This window comes from Mesorhizobium sp. ISC25, from assembly GCF_042295465.1.
GTDB lineage: Bacteria > Pseudomonadota > Alphaproteobacteria > Rhizobiales > Rhizobiaceae > Mesorhizobium.
This window is the reverse complement of sequence record NZ_CP135441.1, coordinates 5,730,710-5,747,232: the sequence shown is the minus strand read 5'-3', so window position 1 is coordinate 5,747,232 and position 16,523 is coordinate 5,730,710. Positions and strand designations below refer to the sequence as shown.

Genomic DNA, 16,523 nt, shown 5'->3' with positions numbered 1-16,523 from the left:
GGTCTGACGCCGTTGTCTGGCCATTATGGATGTACGCGGTTTTCTGTTGTTCTGGTCGGTTTTGAGCGCCATCGTCGCTGCGCTCAGCCTTGGGCCGTCCTTCGCCCACGTGCTGGAATCGGTGCCGCGGCTGACCAGATGGTCGCCTTCGCTCTGGCGTGAAACCACTGTCTTCAATGCTCAGTTCCAATTCTTCGCGATTGTCGGCGCGCCGCTGGACGTGGCGGCGATCGTCTGTCCGGGCCTCCTCGCCTGGATGCTGCGCAGCGATCGCCCGGTATTCTGGTGGGTCTTGGCGGCCACCGTGCTTTATCTGATGGCCCTCGTGGCGTGGTTTACCCTGGTCAAACCGGCAAACGATGTCCTGGCCACCTGGGTGCCTGGACCGATCCCGGACAATTTCGAAACTATCCGGAGCCGCTGGGAAACCGGCCATATGGTCGTCACCGGCTTCAAGGCCGTTGGTTTCATAGCGCTCGCAATCGGCCTGCTGTCGATCAGGCGCGGCTGATGCGGTTGCACACGTCGGCAGCCCTTTTGTTGCGCCGGTCAATGTGCTGTGGCAGAAGCGGCCAAGCCGCCTTCCGGAGATGCGCCTTCTTGAAACCTTTTCGCGACAAACGCCGCGACAGCCGCCCGTCCGCGAAGGGCGGGGCGGAGCAGCCGCGGCGGCGCGACGCCGGCCTGACCGCCGGTTCGGAGCCTAAACTGCAGGACCGGTCCGAGCCGAAAGCCGCGCCACGCCTGCTCTCGCGCCGCGATGGCGCGCTGCCTGCCGAACATCTGCCGCTGATCCTCGAGGTCGGCCCCAATCAGGACTACGCGCTGCTCGACAGCGGCGCCGGAGAAAAACTCGAGCAATACGGTCCCTACCGCATCGTTCGGCCGGAAGGCCAGGCGATCTGGCAAAGGCTTTGCCGGCCAGGGACTGGGAGCGCGCCGACGCCATTTTCACCGGCGATACCGACGAGGAAGGCATCGGCCGCTGGCGCTTCCCCAAGACGCCGCTCGGCGAGACCTGGCCGATGAAGCACGACGGCATCGACTATCTCGGCCGCTTCACGTCGTTTCGCCATGTCGGCGTCTTTCCCGAGCAGGCCTCGCATTGGGACCACATGGCCGGACTGATCGCGGCGGCAAAACGGCCTGTGAAGGTGCTGAACCTGTTCGGTTACACCGGCCTTGCCTCGCTGGTGGCGGCGCGTGCCGGCGCCGAGGTCACGCATGTCGATGCTTCCAAGAAGGCGATCGGCTGGGCGCGCGAAAACCAGGAGATGGCGGGCCTGTCGCAAAAGCCGATCCGCTGGATCGTCGACGATGCCGTGAAATTCGCCGAACGCGAGGAGCGCCGCGGCAGCCGCTACGACATCATACTGTTCGATCCGCCCGCCTTTGGCCGCGGACCGAAGGGCGAGGTCTGGCAGCTGTTCGAGGACCTGCCGGCGCTGACCGATATCTGCCGCGCGATCCTGACGCCGAAGCCGCTCGCCGTGGTACTGACCGCCTATTCGATCCGCGCCTCTTTTTTCGCCATCCATGCCTTAATGCGCGACACCTTCGCCGGCATGGGCGGCACGGTCGAATCGGGCGAATTGATCATCCGCGAGAAATCCGCAGGCCGGGCGCTTTCGACCTCGCTGTTCTCACGCTGGGTGGCTTGAATGAGTGCGTACGAACGGCACGCGGGCGCGCCAGGGCAGGTGAAGGAAGTCACCAGCCTCGCCAACCCGCTGGTCAAGGACATCAAGGCGCTCGCGTTGAAGAAATTCCGTGACCAGCAGAATGCCTTCATGGCCGAAGGCCTGAAGCTGGTCATCGACGCGCTCGATCTTGGCTGGTCGATCAGGACATTGGTCTTCGCCAAGGCCGGACGTGGCAATGCGGCAGTCGAAAAGGTCGCGGCGCGCACGGTCGCCGCCGGCGGCACCGTACTTGAAGTCTCGGAAAAGGTGCTGGTCGCCATCACCCGCCGCGACAATCCGCAAATGGTCGTCGGCGTGTTCTCGCAGAAATTCCTGCCGCTGAAGGACATCCGCGTCCAGGACGGCGACGTCTGGGTGGCGCTCGACCGCGTCCGCGACCCCGGCAATCTCGGCACCGTCATCCGCACCGTCGACGCTGTCGGCGCCAGGGGCGTCATCCTGGTCGGCGAGACCACCGATCCCTTTTCGGTCGAGACGGTGCGCGCCACCATGGGCTCGATCTTCGCCGTGCCGGTCGCCAAGGCGACGCCCGAGGCTTTTCTCGCCTGGCGAAAGAGCTTCCCCGGCCTTGTCGCCGGCACCCATCTGAAGGGTGCGGTCGACTACCGCTCGGTCGATTTTTCAAAAGGCCCGGTGCTTTTGATGATGGGCAACGAGCAGCAAGGCCTGCCTGACGAGCTTGCCGCAAGCTGCGACAAGCTGCTGCGGATACCGCAGGCCGGCCGCGCCGATTCGCTCAACCTTGCGGTGGCCACCGGCGTCATGCTGTTCGAGATCCGGCGCGGCGCGCTGAAGCTCGGCCCGGAGGACGCCAGATCGTGACATCCCAAACCGTGAAACTGCAAACCATGAAGTCCTGGAGGCCCTATGCTCTTCTGGTCGTCGCCGCGATAGCGCTCGACCAGTGGCTGAAATATCTGATCGAAACCGGCCTTGCCTTTCAGGAACGGCTCGACCTGCTGCCGTTCCTGGCGCTGTACCGCACCTACAACACCGGCATCGCGTTTTCGCTGTTTTCGTCGTTCGGCGACACCGGCCTGGTGGTCGTCGCGGTTCTGGTGGTCGCTTTCGTGCTCTATCTTGCGGCCCGCACGCCGCCCGGCCACCTGCTTGCCCGCATCGGCTTCGCACTGATCGTCGGCGGCGCGCTCGGCAACCTGATCGACCGCGCTGCCTATGGCCACGTCATCGACTATGTCCTGTTTCATACGCCGGTCTGGTCCTTCGCCGTCTTCAACCTCGCCGACGCCTTCATTTCGGTCGGTGCCGTGCTGGTCGTCTTCGACGAACTCATTGGCTGGCGGCGCGGAACGTCGGGCGATTGACCTCACTCGCCTGGCGCCGCACATTCTGATCTGCAAGCCCGAGGAGAAAAAATGCCCGAAACCTTCAAAGCCATCCTCGTTTCGCGCGACGCCGAGAAAAACCAGTCGGTCGCGGTGACCGAGCTTACCGAAGCAGACCTGATGGAAGGCGACGTCACCGTCGCGGTCGAGGCGACGACGGTGAACTACAAGGACGGCCTTGCGATTACCGGCAAGGCGCCGGTGATCCGCCGCTGGCCGCTGGTGCCGGGCGTCGATTTCGCCGGCACCGTCATCTCGTCGTCCAATCCCGACTGGCGCAAGGGTGACAAGGTCATATTGAACGGCTGGGGCGTCGGCGAGACGCATTTCGGCGCCTATGCCGGACGCGCCCGCGTCAAAGGCGACTGGCTGGTGCCGCTGCCGGACGGCATGAGCCCGCATGAAGCGATGGCGGTCGGCACCGCCGGCTACACCGCCATGCTTTGCGTCATCGCGCTGGAGCGCCACGGCATCGTGCCCGATCGCGGCCCGGTGGTGGTGACGGGCGCTGCCGGCGGCGTCGGCTCGGTCGCGGTCTCGATCCTGTCCAGCCTCGGCTATCACGTCATTGCCTCGACCGGCCGCGCTGCCGAAAGCCCCTATCTGATAGATCTTGGCGCCGCGGAAGTGATTTCACGCGACGAGCTTGCCCAGCCGGCAAAACCGCTCGCCAAGGAACGCTGGGCCGGTGGCGTCGATGCTGTCGGCAGTCATACGCTGGCCAACGTACTGTCGATGACCTCCTATGGCGGCGCCGTCGCCGCTTGCGGCCTCGCCGGCGGCATGGACCTGCCGGCCAGCGTCGCCCCCTTCATTCTGCGCGGCGTCTCCCTGCTCGGCATCGATTCGGTGATGGCGCCCAAGGCGGTCCGCATCGAGGCCTGGCGCCGCATCGGCACCGATCTCGATCACGCAAAGCTTGCCAGCCTGTCGACGAGCATCGGCTTCGACGGCATCATCGGCGCCGCGCATGATATCGTCGAGGGCAAGATCCGCGGCCGCGTGGTGGTGGACATGTGAGCCCCCAAAGGGAAAAAAGCGCGCGACCGCTAAAATTCGAGCGATCAACCACAACCTTCAATAAGCTCTGTCTGGCAGGAGTTCCGTATGATTGCGGAACCCGGCATCAGAGAGGCGGAACCAGCCGAACGAGCCGACGGGATGGCCCCCGAGGCGCCAGGACGGCAGCTTGTCGTCGCGCCGCCGCTGGCGCCGAAACTGCCGGCCGCCAACCGCGAAGGCCTGCCCTTCCTGACTCTCGTCGCCATCGTCGTGCTGGCAGGCCTGTCGCATCTGACCGGAGCGCCGATCTTCATCACCATTGGCCTTTTGGCGACAGCCATCGCCGGGCTCGCCATGCATCTGCGCAACAGGCGCACCCAGCGTCGCGCGGTGGCCCTGCTCGATGCCACGACCGCCCGCAGCCGCGCCGAAATCGAGACGCTGGCCGACCGCATGTGGGAGATGCAGGAGAGCGAGGAGCGCTTTCACGGTCTGATCGATGCACTCGGCGATCTCGTCGTCCACCGCGACCGCGACGGCCATATCGTCTACGCCAACAAGGTTTTCGCCGACCTTGTCGAAACCGACCAGCGCGACCTCGCCGGCAAGACCCTGGCCGAACTAGGCATCGATGTCGGCATCGTTCCCGACGCCGCGTTTTCCGACCATGAATGCCTGAGTTCCACCGATGTCGCCATTCGCACGCCGGACGGCCCACGCTGGTTCTCTTGGATCGAGCTGTCGGTGCGCGACAAGGACAGCGGCGCCGTTTCGCATCGCGCCATCGCCCGCGACATCACTGCCCGCAAGCGCGCCGAATCCTCGCTGATCACCGCCCGCGAGCGGGCCGAATATGCGAGCCAGGCCAAATCGCGCTTCCTCGCCACCGTCAGCCACGAGATCCGCACGCCGATGAACGGCATCATGGGCATGGCCCGGCTTCTCGCCGACACCAGCCTTTCGCCCGAGCAGCGGACCTATGTCGGCGCCATCTCGACCTCGGCCAGCGCGCTGCTGGCGCTGATCGAGGACCTGCTCGACTACTCCAAGATCGAGGCCGGCCGCTTCGATCCCGAACCGCAGCCGATGTCGGTGCGCGAAATCGCCGACAATGTCATCGAGCTTTTGGCGGCGCGGGCTTTTGCCAAGGATATCGGCCTCGGCTGTCATGTCGAACCCGATGTGCCGCAGCTGATCACCGCCGACCCCGGCAGGGTCAGGCAGGTGCTGCTCAACCTGATCGGCAACGCCGTCAAGTTCACCGACAGCGGCGGCGTCCTGGCAAGCATCGCCCGCGTCCGCACCGAAACCACCGACCGCATCCGCTTCACCATCACCGACACCGGCCCCGGTCTGCGCGAGGAGGACATGGAGCGCATCTTCGAGGACTTCGAACAGGCTGACGGCACCTCGACCCGTGCGCATGGCGGTGCCGGCCTCGGTCTTGCCATTTCCAAGCGCCTGGTGACCGCCATGGGCGGCACCATCTCTGTGTCTAGCCGGCTTGGCCAGGGGTCCGAATTCGTCTTCGATATCCCCGCTATTTCCGCCGTCGAGGCGCCGCAGATCCGCCAGGACCCGCTGTCGGGCCGGCATGTGGTGATCGTGTCGAAGAACCTAGTCGAGGCCGAAGCCATCGCCCGCACCATTCGCGCCAATGGCGGCACGGTCGATATGGCCACCACCGCCGCCCAGGCCACCCCTTTCGCCGAGGGCTGCGACGTGCTGCTGATCGATGCTGCCATGGAGCAAAGCGACGGCAGGCTGCTCAGGCGCCTGCGCCAGGGCGGATTTGCCGATTGCGAAGCGGTGACGCTGATCGCGCCGACCGACCGCGGCATGCTTGGCGAATTCCGTGCCAACGGTTACGCCACCTTCCTGGCGAGGCCGGTGCGCGGCGAGACATTGCTGCGCGTGCTTTTGACCAGCCATGCGCCAGTCATCGCAGAGCCACAACCCCAAAAGCGCGGCGCGCAGGCTGGGCACGCCATTGGCGGCCGCCAGCAGGGCCTGTCGGTGCTGATCGCCGAGGACAACGACATCAACGCCATGCTGGCCCGCGCCACGCTGCTGAAGGCCGGGCATCGCGTGAAAGTGGTCGGCAACGGCAAGGCCGCCGTCGAGGCGGTCATCAGCACCGGCCACAAGCACCGCTACGACGTGGTGCTGATGGACTTGCACATGCCTGTCATGGACGGTCTCGACGCCATCGCCGCCATCCGCCGCCATGAGGAGGAGACCGCGGTGCCGCCGGTGCCGATTATGGTGCTGTCGGCCGACAGCCAAGAAAAGACCCGCCACGCCGTGCTCGCTCACGGTGCCAGCGGCTTCGTCACCAAGCCGCTCGACCCCGATGCCCTGGTTCATGCGGTCGAGGGCCAAGTGGCCGCCTGAGGCACAACATAGACGGTTGATAGATTACCCAGCCGACGAAGTATTGCCCGCAGAGCCGTATCACGGTACTGTCACAATCCTGTTGCACCTACAACGTATCCCCGTGCCAAGAGGGATGGCTCGAAGGAGAATCACTCGTGCATACAGTCATGCCGGAATGTGATGCTCGGCCGAACGCCAGCGGGCCTTTGCTCGTCGGCCGGAACGCCGATGCCGTCATAAAAGGCGCATCGCTCGGCCGCATCGGCAATCTCGAAGTGCGGCTCGCCCGCAACGAGGCCGAGATCGCTGCCGCGCAGGAAGTGCGCTACCGGGTGTTCTACGACGAGCTTGGTGCCAGGAAGGACCTGTTCCAGATGCAGGACCGCCGCGATGCCGATCGCTTCGATCCCCTCTGCGACCATCTGCTGGTCTTCGACACTTCGCTTTCCGGCCCCGAGCACCGCCGCATCGTCGGCACCTACCGCCTGCTGCGGCAGGAGATTGCCGCGGCCGCCGGCGGCTTCTATTCCGAAGGCGAATTCGAGCTGACCAAGCTGATCGCGCGGCATCCCGGCCAGCGCTTCCTCGAGCTCGGCCGCTCCTGCGTTCTGCCGGAATACCGCTCGAAGCGCACCATCGAGGCGCTGTGGCAAGGCATCTGGGCTTATATCAACCATTACGGCATCGGCGTGATGACCGGCTGCGCGTCGTTCCACGGCACCGTGCCGGCGGCACATGCCGAGGCGCTGACCTATCTTGCCCACCACTGCCGGACGAATTCATCGTGGGACGTGCGTGCCGTCGCCGGGCGCTATTGTTCCATGGATCTGATGCCGATCGAGGCCGTCAATGCCAAGGCGGCGATCGCCGCGATGCCGCCGCTGGTGAAGGGCTATCTGCGCGTCGGCGCGCGCATTGGCGACGGCTGCGTCATCGACCGTGAATTCTCGACGGTCGACGTGTTCGTGGTGATGCCGGTCAAGGAGATCGGCGCCCGCTACGTCAATTATTATGGCGGGGAAGCGCAGCGGTTTGCGGCCTGAGTAAGGCAGTAGGGGAATAAGGCAGTAGGGGAGTAGGCGGAGAGAAGGCAACGGCCGGAGTAGGCAATTGCTGTACTCTACCCGACGTAGCGTTATTCCCTACTCCCGTACTGCCCTATTCCCCTACTCCCCTAACTTACGCATCCTTCTCAGCCTGCTCGTTGACCGGCCCCGGCTCGACCGGCGCTTCGCTTGCCACATGCTTGGGACCGCCCTTGGCGACGCCGACCATGGCCGGCCGCAGCACGCGCTCGCCGATCGAATAGCCGGGCTGCACGACCTGGACGACCGTGTTGGCCGGCACGTCGGGATTGGGCACCTCGAACATCGCCTGGTGGAAATTCGGATCGAATTTCTCACCCTCGGGCTCAAGCTTCTTCACGCCGTGGCGCTCCAGCGCCGACAGCATGGCGCGCTCGGTGATCTCGACGCCGTCGATCAGCGCCTTGAAACCGGGATCGCCCGACGCCTTGGCCTCCTCCGGGATGGCATCCAGAGCACGGCGCAGATTGTCTGACACCGAAAGCATGTCGCGGGCAAAGTTGGCAACCGCATAGGCGCGCGCATCGTGGACGTCTCGGGCCGTGCGGCGGCGCAAATTCTCCATGTCGGCCGCGACGCGCAGCGCGCGATCCTTCAGCTCTTCGTTTTCCTTCAGAAGCCGCACAAGCGCTTCATAGTCGCCGTCGACGCCGCTTTCCCTTGGCTCCGCGGCAGCCTCGGTCTTCTCGGCTTCATCGGGCACGCGTTCGTCTTTTGCCTGGTCGCTCATCGCCGTTTCCCGTCATTTTCGAATGGTGTGGATTTGCGCCCGATATCGAGGTTTAGCGGCCAAAAATCAAGGGGCAAGCGCTACTCCAGCCGCTGTCGCGGCTTGATGACCGACGGCGCAAACCTTTCGATTTTAATTCAAACTTTACCGTGACCGCCGGCTTTGCTTGCCAGGCTACTACAATGCGGGAACCATTCCTCCCTTGGAAGAGTTTCGAAGCCGACACAGGATTTTGAGATGATGCCCCGCAGGAACGGCGAAAAACGCGACGGGCTCGCCGCCGATATCCGGCGCCAGCTCGGCACCGAGGCGACCAAGCGCTTTCTGCGCACCTTGCCGGCCTTCCGCACGGAGTCCGATATTCCCGACCGTCTGAAGGAATTGCTCGACCGCCTGGACGGCGTGGAAGCCAAGGTGGTCGCAGGCGGGCGCCGTCGGTAGGCGCCGTTGCCGGCGCCGCGCCCGGCGATTGTGGCCGGCATTCCTTGCTATCGCGCGACATTTACGCGCAGTAACTTTGCGTGATCTCCGCCTTGCGGCAGCGCGCCGCTCCGCCTATGTTTCATGATGAACATGATTTCCCCCGAAGCTGTGGCAAACAGCAAGCGCGCCTGGTTGAAAATCCTGTCGCGCTATAAAAAGCCCGACAGGCGTCGCAGCGCCGTCGAACTCGCCATCACCCTCATCCCCTTCGCGACGCTGTGGGCACTGTCCTCGGCCGCCTATGCCTATGGCCATTGGTGGGGTCTGGTCCTCATCCTTCCGGCAGCCGGCTTTCTGGTGCGGATCTTCATGATCCAGCACGATTGCGGCCACGGGTCCTTCTTTGCCAACCGCTATGCCGACGACTGGATCGGCCGCGTGCTTGGCGTGCTGACGCTGACGCCCTACGATTGCTGGCGCCGCGCCCACGCAACCCATCACGCCAGCGCCGGCAATCTCGACGAGCGCGGCACCGGCGACATCAAGACACTGACCGTCGCCGAATACCGGCAACTTTCGTGGCGGGGCCGGCTCGCCTATCGCCTCTATCGCCATCCGCTGGTGATGTTTGGCCTTGGCCCGATATGGATCTTCATTTTCGAGCAGAGATTGCCGTTGGGCATGATGCGGGGCGGCCTCACCCCCTGGGTGTCGTCGATGTCGACCAATCTCGCTATCGCGGTCATCGCCGCGCTGCTCATCTGGTTCGTTGGCCCTGGCGCGTTCCTGGTCGTGCATTTGCCGATCGTCATCCTCGCCGGATCGGCCGGCATCTGGCTGTTTTATGTCCAGCACCAGTTCGAGGAGACGGAGTGGACAAAGGACTCCGAGTGGGAATTCCAGCACGCAGCCCTGCACGGCTCGTCCTATTACGACCTGCCGCCGGTGCTGAACTGGATTACCGGCAATATCGGCGTCCACCACGTGCACCACCTCTCGGCCAAGGTGCCATGCTATCGGCTTCCGGAAGTGCTGAGGGACTATCCGGAGCTGCGTGAGATCGGCCGCGTCACGCTTCTCGACAGCCTGCGCTGCGTCAAGCTGGCGCTGTGGGACGAGAGCCGCAGCAAACTGGTATCGTTCCGCGAAGCGCGGATGGCCGTGTAGACGCACCGCCGCACCAAGGGTGCGGCGGGCAAATTCCAGCTTAAGCCGCCTGGCGTTGGTCGCGCATGAGGGTCTCGCCCTGGCGGATCTCGGTGCCCAGCACTTTCAGGCATTCGCGCATGAAGGCGGCAAGGCCCGGCCAGCCCTTGGCCGACACAAGATTGCCGTCGACATGAGCGCCGGTCGGCGCAACATCGATATAGATGCCGCCGGCCAGCGTGACTTCCGGCTCGCAATATTGCAGCGCCGCGACTTCGCGGCCGCGCACCACGCCGTCGACCGCGATCAGGATCTGCACGCCGTGGCAGATGGTGAAGATCGGTTTTCCCGCTTCATGGAAATGCCGCACCAGCGCCTGCACGCGCTTGTCGATACGGATATATTCCGGCCCACGCCCGCCCGCCGCGTAGACGGCGTCGTATTCGGCGGGATTGACCTCGGAAAACGTCTTGTTGAGGATGTAGTCGTGGCCGAGCTTTTCCGTGTAGGTCTGGTGGCCTTCGAAGTCGTGCAGCGAGATCTTCAGGATATCGCCGGCCTTCTTGTCGGGACAGACGACGTGGACGGTGTGGCCCACCGCATGCATGGCCTGTTCAAAGACGAAAATCTCGTATTCCTCGCTGAACTCGCCAACGAGCATCAATATCTTCTTGCCAGCCATATCCGGTTCCTCCCTTGTGGCCACATTTATTCGGAGCGCGAAATAATAGGCCTATCGTAAGGTGGAGAGGCGCAAAATAAAAGGCTGAATCGGGAATGTGGTCCGACCAGATAGGGTTTCTGGCCCTCTGGAGCGGATCAGCCGGCGCGCACCCGCCGCCAGGAATATTTCGGGCCTTTGGCCTCCGGCTTTACCGCCGGCTGATACGACAGCGGCAGTCCGCCAGTGCGGCCTTGCTCGAGCCGCTTCAGCAGCACCGGGTGCGAGATCTCGAATTCGTCGAAGCCGAGGCGCAGCATGTGCGGCAGCTGGTCGACCAGCACTTGCCCGGTGGCGCGCATGGCGCCGGTGAAGTGGTACCGGCTGCGCAGCAATTCGCCCTTGGAGAACGAGCGGCCGTCATTGAACGCCGGGAAGGCCAGCGCCACCAGCGACAGCTGATCGAGCAGGCCGGCGATCTTTTCGAGCTGGTCGCCGGGCTGCAGCAGCACGCCGATGCGTTCCTTCGCCGACCGCCGCACCTCCGGATTGAGGCCGAGAAACGCCTGCAGCGGCAGGATGAAACGGCCATTGCCGACCAGCGCCTCGGCGCTTTCGGCATGAACCCACTCGTCCTCGCGGAACCCATCCGGTGTCCACAGCCGCGTGGCGTTTTCGGCTATCAAGTCGCTCATCAAGAAATTTCCCAAGTCCACAAGGTTCTAAAGTGCAAAACACCTCAGGGTGTGTTGAGATTCAGGTCAGGCCGAGCCGGAGCCGAAGGCGGGCGCGAAGCGACCAATCTGCGTGGCTTCCGAGAACCGGAGCGGAGCGTACTTTTGGTACGTGAGCGCCGGAAGCGCAGGAAGCCGCCGTTTGCAGGCCGGCATCACCTGAATATCAACATACCCTAAAGCGAGGCGTCGGTCAGCGACCTTTCCAGCCCCGACAAATGAATGCCGCATTCGGTCTTGGCGTGCCCGGCCCAGCGGCCGCTGCGCGCGTCGTCGCCCGGCTGAACCGGCTGCGTGCATGGGAAGCAGCCGATCGACAGATAGCCATAGGCGACCAGCGGGTTTTCACGCAGCGCATGTGCGCGCATGTAGCCGGCCTGGTCTGATGTCGTCCAGTGCGCCAGCGGATTGATGCGGATGCGCGAGCCGACCGCCTCGAACACCGGGAGCGCTGCCCGGGTCGCCGCCTGGAAGCGTTTGCGTCCGGTGAACCATGCGCGGAACGGCTCGACGCCGCGCGCCAGCGGCTCGACCTTGCGCACGTCGCAGCAGGCGTCGGTATCGGTCTCGTTCAGATTGCCGGTCGGGTCGATCCTTGCCAGTGCCGCATCGTCGGGCCTGATCACCCGGATATCGGTCAGCCCGAAATCGGCGACCAGCGCGTCACGATAGCCGAGGGTCTCCTCGAAATGCTTGCCGGTGTCGAGAAAGATCACCGGCAGCGTGCGGTCGATCTCGGCGATCATGTGCAGCAGCACCGCCGAATCCGCGCCGAAGGACGAGACGGCGGCGATTTCGCCGTGAAAGAATTCCCGGGCCGACCGCTCGATGATCTCCAGCGGCTTCAGGTGGCCATAGAGCGCGTCGAGGCCCGCCGCTTCGGCGGCGATGCCGGCCTCGACGTCGACGATCCGGTCAAGCGGCCTTGGTTTCGCCAGCATAGAGCGCCTCCTTGAACGGCGTGGGACCGACTCGGCGGTAGGCGTCGATGAATCGTTCGTTTCTGTCCAGCCGAAGCCCGAGATAGGTCTCGACGATCTGCTCGATGGCATCGGTGATCTCTTCCGAACTGAAGCCGCGGCCGATGATCTCGCCGACCGAGGTGTTCTCGTCGGCCGAGCCGCCGAGCGTCACCTGGTAGAGCTCGGCGCCTTTCTTCTCGACGCCGAGGATGCCGATATGGCCGACATGGTGATGGCCGCAGGCATTGATGCAGCCGGAAATCTTCAGCTTCAATTCGCCGATCTCGCGCTGGCGCTCCAGCGAGGCGAAGCGCCGCGAAATTTCCTGCGCCACGGGAATCGAGCGCGCCGTCGCCAGCGCGCAATAATCGAGGCCGGGACAGGAGATGATGTCGCTGATCAGGTTGGAATTCGCCGTCGCCAGCCCGATATCGACAAGCGCGTCGTAGACCGCCTTGAGGTCGGCACGCGCTACATGCGGCAGGATCAGGTTCTGCTCGTGACTGACGCGCAGCTCGTCGAATGAATATTTTTCGGCAATGTCGGCGACCGCTTCCATCTGGCTGTCGGAGGCGTCGCCCGGCGTCTCGCCGATGCCCTTGAGCGAGATGGTCACCGCCGCGTAGTCGGGATGGCGATGGGTGACCACATTCTGGTCCAGCCATTCGGAAAAGCTCTTGGAGTCGAGGCGGGCAAGCTTGACCGCCTCGTCGCCTTCCGGCCGGTCGACAAGCGCCGGCGGCGCGAAATAGGCGTCGATGGCACGGATGTCTTCTTCCGGCAGCTTCAGCTCGGCGTCTTTCAATTCCTGCCATTCGGCCTCGACCTGACGGGTGATCTCCTCGACGCCGGTCTCATGGACCAGGATCTTGATGCGCGCCTTGAATTTGTTGTCGCGACGGCCGTAGAGGTTGTAAACGCGCAGGATCGCTGTGCAATAGGACAGCAGATCCGCTTCGGGCAGGAAGTCGCGGATCTTCTTGGCGACCATCGGCGTGCGGCCCTGGCCGCCGCCGACATAGACGGCGAAACCGAGCTCGCCGGCAGCGTTCTTCTTCAGGTGCAGGCCGATGTCGTGCGTCTGGATGGCGGCGCGGTCGCGCTCGGCGCCGGTCACCGCGATCTTGAACTTTCGCGGCAGGAACGAGAATTCCGGATGCACCGACGACCATTGCCGCAGGATTTCGGCATAGGGGCGCGGATCGGCAACCTCGTCGGCGGCGGCGCCGGCGAAGTGGTCGGCGGTGACGTTGCGAATGCAGTTGCCGCTGGTCTGGATGGCATGCATCTCGACGCTTGCCAGATCCGCCAGGATCGCCGGGATGTCCGACAGCGCCGGCCAGTTGAACTGGATGTTCTGGCGCGTCGTGAAATGCCCATAACCCTTGTCGTATTTGCGGGCGATATGGCCGAGCATGCGCAGCTGCTTGCTGTTCAGCGTGCCGTAGGGCACCGCGATGCGCAGCATATAGGCATGCAGCTGCAGATAGACGCCATTCATCAGCCGAAGCGGCCGGAACTGGTCCTCGGTGATCTCGCCGGCAAGCCGCCGCGCGACCTGGTCGCTGAACTCGGCGACGCGGGCCTTGACGAAATCGTGGTCGAACTCATCGTAACGGTACATATTCAGGTCTTTCCGGGCGCGTCCGCCCGTTATTTTCTTCGTTCGAGCATGATCGGGATCATGCTTGTGTCATCTACGCCGCGCGTGCGGCCTGCGGACGGGCCCGCTTGCCCAGATCGTTGCGGGTCGTCGGGCCGGCGGCACGGATCTTTTCACGCAGCCGGACCGCCTCGACCGCACCGTTGACCACGGTCACGTCGATCAGATTGACGTCGACCACTTCGTTGTTGGCGGAGGCCTTGGCGCCGATCGCCTCCAGCCGGTCCTCGGCCGCCTTGTCATGGGCGATGTCGGCATGGTCGATGGTCTCGGCCCAGCCGCCATTGGCGTACCAGACGGCTATGCCGTCGGCGAGGCGGTTTGCGGTCAGGACTTTCATTGGTTCACTCCTTCCGCGGCAGACCGGGCCACGCCTTCCTGCCTGTGTGCCGCCAGCGGCTCGGACCGTTCGAAATTGGCGCCGGCGACCGCGTCGCCGATGATGGTCATCACCGGGCCGCTGAGGTCGGCGCGTGCCTCCAGCGACGGCAGGTCGGCGAGCGTGCCGTGGAAACGGCGGCGGTTGGCAAGGCTGGCATTCTCGACCACGGCGACGGCGGTATCCGGCGACAGGCCGGCTTCGATCAGCCGGCCGGCGACCTCGGCGGCGACCGAGCGCCCCATATAGACGGCGACCGTCGCGCCGGAAATGGCGAGCTTTGCCCAGTCGGGCAGCGAATTTCCCTTGAGGTCGTGGCCGGTGGTGAACACCATCGACGACGACACGCCGCGCAGCGTCAGCGGCAGTTCGAAATCGGCGGCGGCGGCAAACGCCGCGGTGACGCCCGGAACCACTTCGTAGGCGACGCCGGCATCGCGAAGTGCCGCCATCTCCTCGCCGGCCCGGCCGAACACCAGCGGGTCGCCGGACTTCAGCCGCACGACGCGCTTGCCGGCGTGGCCAAGCTCGGCCAGCAGCGCATTGATCTCGGCCTGGCTCTTGGAGTGGCAGCCCTTGCGCTTGCCGACCGGCAGGCGTTCGGCATCGCGGCGGCCCATGGCGACGATCGCCTCCGGCACCAGCGCGTCATGGACGATCACGTCGGCTTCCATCAGCAAGCGATGGGCGCGCAGCGTCAAAAGGTCCTCGGCGCCGGGACCGGCGCCTACAAGCGCGATATGGCCCGATGGCGGTTCGTTCGAAAGCAGCAGGCCGACGGCGGCATCATGCGCCTGCGAAAGCTCGCCGGCCTCCACGGCACGGGCCGGCGCGCCGCCAAAGAATTCGCTCCAGAAGCGGCGGCGGGCATTGCCTTTCGGCAACAGTTTTTCGGCGGCGCCGCGAAACGATGCGGCAAGGGCTGCGAGCGGCCCGAGCGAGGGCGCCAGCATGCGGTCGATGCGGCTGCGCAGCATCTGCGCCAGCACCGGGCCGGCGCCTTCGGTGCCGATGGCGATGGCGACCGGCGCGCGGTTGACCAGTGCCGGCGTGAAGAAATCGCACAGCTCCGGCCGGTCGACGGCATTGACCGGAATGCCCAGCCGGCGCGCATCCCCGGCAACGCGGCTGTCGAGCGCCTCATTGCCGCTGGCGGCAAACACCATCACCGCACCGGCGAGATGTGCTGCATCGTAGGCGTCGGCAATGTGGGTGGCCCCCGTCTCGGCGATAAAGGCCAGCAGATCGGCGCTTGCGGCATCGCTGACGATGCGCAGCACAGCGCTCGACTGAGCGAGCAGCCGCGCCTTGGCCAGCGCCTCCTCGCCGCCGCCGACTATGGCTACGGCTTCGCCCTCGACCCGCATGAAGACGGGAAAGGCATTGAGCTTGGGCGTGGCTTGCGGCATGACGAGCGGAATCCTGGAACCGTTTGCCAGTTCTACGCGGGGGCGCGAAAAACCAGAAGGCACCCACTCGCGCATCGCTTCGTAGCAGGCAATCTCTTTTCTGCAAGCATGAAGGCCAAGAGAAAAATATTCCACATTCAAATGCGGAGCGGATTGAAGCTGCTGTTGCGGCCCTTGATCCGCTGGCTTTCTAGCGGCTGGCAGAGCCGGCCACAAAACAGATTTTTCTAAATTCTACCAATTTAGTAGATTAAAGCCGCCGGATGCCAACCGAGCCATCAAAGGCAGCCCGGCGCTCTCGCCGGCTCTTGTTGGAATACCGGGTCCGAGTACCGGAACATTCCCGCCTCGGCACGCGTTTGCCTATGGGCCCAGGCCCGGTTATGCCCCTGCGGCAAAGGCCCGGCGATGGGCTCGAAAAATCAAAAAAGGAGCGCCCCATGAGCAACGTCAGACTGAAACGCGGACTGTGGATCGTGGTGGCAGATGGCGAAAAGGCGCTGTTCCTCGAGAATCGTGGAGACGTCCAATATCCCGACCTTCAGGTCGTGCACGAGATGGAGCAGGAAAATCCGGCAACCCGAGAACAAGGCACGGACCGCCCCGGCCGCTACAGCGACGGCCCTTCCGTCCACCGCAGTGCGGTCGAGGACACCGACTGGCACCGTCTCGGCAAGGAGCGTTTTGCCGAAGAGATTGCCGACAGGCTCTACAAGCTCGCACATCGCGGCACCTTCAAGGAGATCGTGCTGATCGCGCCGCCGGCGGTGCTGGGCGACATGCGCAGGAAGCTGCACAAGGAGGTCACCGAGAAGATAGCGGCCGAAATTCCAAAGACGCTGACCAACCACAGCATACCCGATATCGAGAGCCTGCTGCAGGCAACCTGATCGGGGCATCGGCG

At 64.5% G+C, this 16,523-nt stretch carries 16 protein-coding genes and 1 pseudogene; 10 read left to right on the top strand and 7 right to left on the bottom strand.

Annotated features, from left to right (window positions below; translation table 11 throughout):
• Nucleotides 1-25 precede the first annotated feature (25 nt).
• From RQ479_RS28290 to RQ479_RS28260, 7 genes and pseudogenes are all read left to right on the top strand, one after another.
• On the top strand, nucleotides 26-511 hold the full coding sequence (locus tag RQ479_RS28290; RefSeq protein WP_376703195.1) for a DUF1772 domain-containing protein: 486 nt from the start codon (nucleotides 26-28) through the stop codon (nucleotides 509-511).
• A gap of 89 nt (nucleotides 512-600) precedes the next feature.
• Nucleotides 601-1,661: pseudogene (locus tag RQ479_RS28285) on the top strand (class I SAM-dependent methyltransferase).
• Nucleotides 1,662-2,525 carry a TrmH family RNA methyltransferase gene (locus RQ479_RS28280; protein ID WP_376703194.1) on the top strand — a complete coding sequence of 288 codons (864 nt, stop codon included), beginning with the start codon at nucleotides 1,662-1,664 and terminating at the stop codon, nucleotides 2,523-2,525.
• A 26-nt stretch (nucleotides 2,526-2,551) separates the two neighbouring features.
• Nucleotides 2,552-3,028 carry a signal peptidase II gene (gene lspA, locus RQ479_RS28275; RefSeq protein WP_376706031.1) on the top strand — a complete coding sequence of 159 codons (477 nt, stop codon included), beginning with the start codon at nucleotides 2,552-2,554 and terminating at the stop codon, nucleotides 3,026-3,028.
• A gap of 51 nt (nucleotides 3,029-3,079) precedes the next feature.
• Complete coding sequence (locus tag RQ479_RS28270; protein WP_376703193.1) at nucleotides 3,080-4,069, top strand: MDR family oxidoreductase; 990 nt, start codon at nucleotides 3,080-3,082, stop codon at nucleotides 4,067-4,069.
• An 87-nt stretch (nucleotides 4,070-4,156) separates the two neighbouring features.
• The gene (locus tag RQ479_RS28265; RefSeq protein WP_376703192.1) at nucleotides 4,157-6,445 is read left to right on the top strand and encodes a response regulator; all 2,289 of its coding nucleotides are present in this window, start codon (nucleotides 4,157-4,159) and stop codon (nucleotides 6,443-6,445) included.
• Between the two features lie 149 nt (nucleotides 6,446-6,594).
• Complete coding sequence (locus RQ479_RS28260; RefSeq protein WP_292664606.1) at nucleotides 6,595-7,470, top strand: GNAT family N-acetyltransferase; 876 nt, start codon at nucleotides 6,595-6,597, stop codon at nucleotides 7,468-7,470.
• Nucleotides 7,471-7,606: 136 nt separating this feature from the next.
• On the opposite strand, the gene grpE is transcribed toward RQ479_RS28260, so the two are convergent.
• Nucleotides 7,607-8,242: a nucleotide exchange factor GrpE gene (gene grpE / locus RQ479_RS28255; protein ID WP_376703191.1), complete on the bottom strand. Its 636-nt coding sequence runs from the start codon at nucleotides 8,240-8,242 to the stop codon at nucleotides 7,607-7,609.
• 237 nt (nucleotides 8,243-8,479) lie between these two features.
• Between grpE and RQ479_RS28250 the strand changes: the two genes are divergently transcribed.
• A complete protein-coding gene (locus tag RQ479_RS28250) occupies nucleotides 8,480-8,683 on the top strand; it encodes a hypothetical protein (protein WP_023675249.1) in 204 nt (67 codons plus the stop codon).
• Nucleotides 8,684-8,809: 126 nt separating this feature from the next.
• Entirely contained in the window at nucleotides 8,810-9,832 is a 1,023-nt protein-coding gene (locus RQ479_RS28245) for a fatty acid desaturase (protein ID WP_023675248.1), read from the top strand.
• A 40-nt stretch (nucleotides 9,833-9,872) separates the two neighbouring features.
• Here the strand turns inward: RQ479_RS28245 and RQ479_RS28240 are convergent, their stop codons facing one another.
• From RQ479_RS28240 to cysG, 6 genes are all read right to left on the bottom strand, one after another.
• Nucleotides 9,873-10,493 carry a DJ-1/PfpI family protein gene (locus tag RQ479_RS28240; protein ID WP_376703190.1) on the bottom strand — a complete coding sequence of 207 codons (621 nt, stop codon included), beginning with the start codon at nucleotides 10,491-10,493 and terminating at the stop codon, nucleotides 9,873-9,875.
• Nucleotides 10,494-10,630: 137 nt separating this feature from the next.
• The gene (locus tag RQ479_RS28235; protein ID WP_376703189.1) at nucleotides 10,631-11,167 is read right to left on the bottom strand and encodes a DUF934 domain-containing protein; all 537 of its coding nucleotides are present in this window, start codon (nucleotides 11,165-11,167) and stop codon (nucleotides 10,631-10,633) included.
• A gap of 215 nt (nucleotides 11,168-11,382) precedes the next feature.
• A complete protein-coding gene (locus RQ479_RS28230) occupies nucleotides 11,383-12,147 on the bottom strand; it encodes a phosphoadenylyl-sulfate reductase (RefSeq protein WP_292664601.1) in 765 nt (254 codons plus the stop codon).
• Nucleotides 12,122-13,792, bottom strand: a complete 1,671-nt coding sequence (locus tag RQ479_RS28225) for a nitrite/sulfite reductase (protein WP_376703188.1) — start codon at nucleotides 13,790-13,792, stop codon at nucleotides 12,122-12,124. Before RQ479_RS28225 ends, RQ479_RS28230 begins: the two co-directional genes overlap by 26 nt.
• A 73-nt stretch (nucleotides 13,793-13,865) precedes the next feature.
• Nucleotides 13,866-14,171 carry a DUF2849 domain-containing protein gene (locus tag RQ479_RS28220; RefSeq protein WP_376703187.1) on the bottom strand — a complete coding sequence of 102 codons (306 nt, stop codon included), beginning with the start codon at nucleotides 14,169-14,171 and terminating at the stop codon, nucleotides 13,866-13,868.
• Nucleotides 14,168-15,619 carry a siroheme synthase CysG gene (gene cysG / locus RQ479_RS28215; protein ID WP_376703186.1) on the bottom strand — a complete coding sequence of 484 codons (1,452 nt, stop codon included), beginning with the start codon at nucleotides 15,617-15,619 and terminating at the stop codon, nucleotides 14,168-14,170. Before cysG ends, RQ479_RS28220 begins: the two co-directional genes overlap by 4 nt.
• Before the next feature lie 440 nt (nucleotides 15,620-16,059).
• Here cysG and RQ479_RS28210 point away from each other — a divergent pair, with 440 nt between their 5' ends.
• The gene (locus tag RQ479_RS28210) at nucleotides 16,060-16,509 is read left to right on the top strand and encodes a host attachment protein (protein ID WP_376703185.1); all 450 of its coding nucleotides are present in this window, start codon (nucleotides 16,060-16,062) and stop codon (nucleotides 16,507-16,509) included.
• The last annotated feature ends 14 nt before the right edge of the window (nucleotides 16,510-16,523 follow it).

What these genes read in the sequence shown, in the direction of transcription:
- RQ479_RS28290 (WP_376703195.1), top strand. Translation starts at nt 26, where the DNA reads ATGGATGTACGCGGTTTTCTGTTGTTCTGGTCGGTTTTGAGCGCCATC.
- RQ479_RS28280 (WP_376703194.1), top strand. Translation starts at nt 1,662, where the DNA reads ATGAGTGCGTACGAACGGCACGCGGGCGCGCCAGGGCAGGTGAAGGAA.
- lspA (WP_376706031.1), top strand. Translation starts at nt 2,552, where the DNA reads ATGAAGTCCTGGAGGCCCTATGCTCTTCTGGTCGTCGCCGCGATAGCG.
- RQ479_RS28270 (WP_376703193.1), top strand. Translation starts at nt 3,080, where the DNA reads ATGCCCGAAACCTTCAAAGCCATCCTCGTTTCGCGCGACGCCGAGAAA.
- RQ479_RS28265 (WP_376703192.1), top strand. Translation starts at nt 4,157, where the DNA reads ATGATTGCGGAACCCGGCATCAGAGAGGCGGAACCAGCCGAACGAGCC.
- RQ479_RS28260 (WP_292664606.1), top strand. Translation starts at nt 6,595, where the DNA reads ATGCCGGAATGTGATGCTCGGCCGAACGCCAGCGGGCCTTTGCTCGTC.
- grpE (WP_376703191.1), bottom strand. Translation starts at nt 8,242, where the DNA reads ATGAGCGACCAGGCAAAAGACGAACGCGTGCCCGATGAAGCCGAGAAG.
- RQ479_RS28250 (WP_023675249.1), top strand. Translation starts at nt 8,480, where the DNA reads ATGATGCCCCGCAGGAACGGCGAAAAACGCGACGGGCTCGCCGCCGAT.
- RQ479_RS28245 (WP_023675248.1), top strand. Translation starts at nt 8,810, where the DNA reads ATGAACATGATTTCCCCCGAAGCTGTGGCAAACAGCAAGCGCGCCTGG.
- RQ479_RS28240 (WP_376703190.1), bottom strand. Translation starts at nt 10,493, where the DNA reads ATGGCTGGCAAGAAGATATTGATGCTCGTTGGCGAGTTCAGCGAGGAA.
- RQ479_RS28235 (WP_376703189.1), bottom strand. Translation starts at nt 11,167, where the DNA reads ATGAGCGACTTGATAGCCGAAAACGCCACGCGGCTGTGGACACCGGAT.
- RQ479_RS28230 (WP_292664601.1), bottom strand. Translation starts at nt 12,147, where the DNA reads ATGCTGGCGAAACCAAGGCCGCTTGACCGGATCGTCGACGTCGAGGCC.
- RQ479_RS28225 (WP_376703188.1), bottom strand. Translation starts at nt 13,792, where the DNA reads ATGTACCGTTACGATGAGTTCGACCACGATTTCGTCAAGGCCCGCGTC.
- RQ479_RS28220 (WP_376703187.1), bottom strand. Translation starts at nt 14,171, where the DNA reads ATGAAAGTCCTGACCGCAAACCGCCTCGCCGACGGCATAGCCGTCTGG.
- cysG (WP_376703186.1), bottom strand. Translation starts at nt 15,619, where the DNA reads ATGCCGCAAGCCACGCCCAAGCTCAATGCCTTTCCCGTCTTCATGCGG.
- RQ479_RS28210 (WP_376703185.1), top strand. Translation starts at nt 16,060, where the DNA reads ATGAGCAACGTCAGACTGAAACGCGGACTGTGGATCGTGGTGGCAGAT.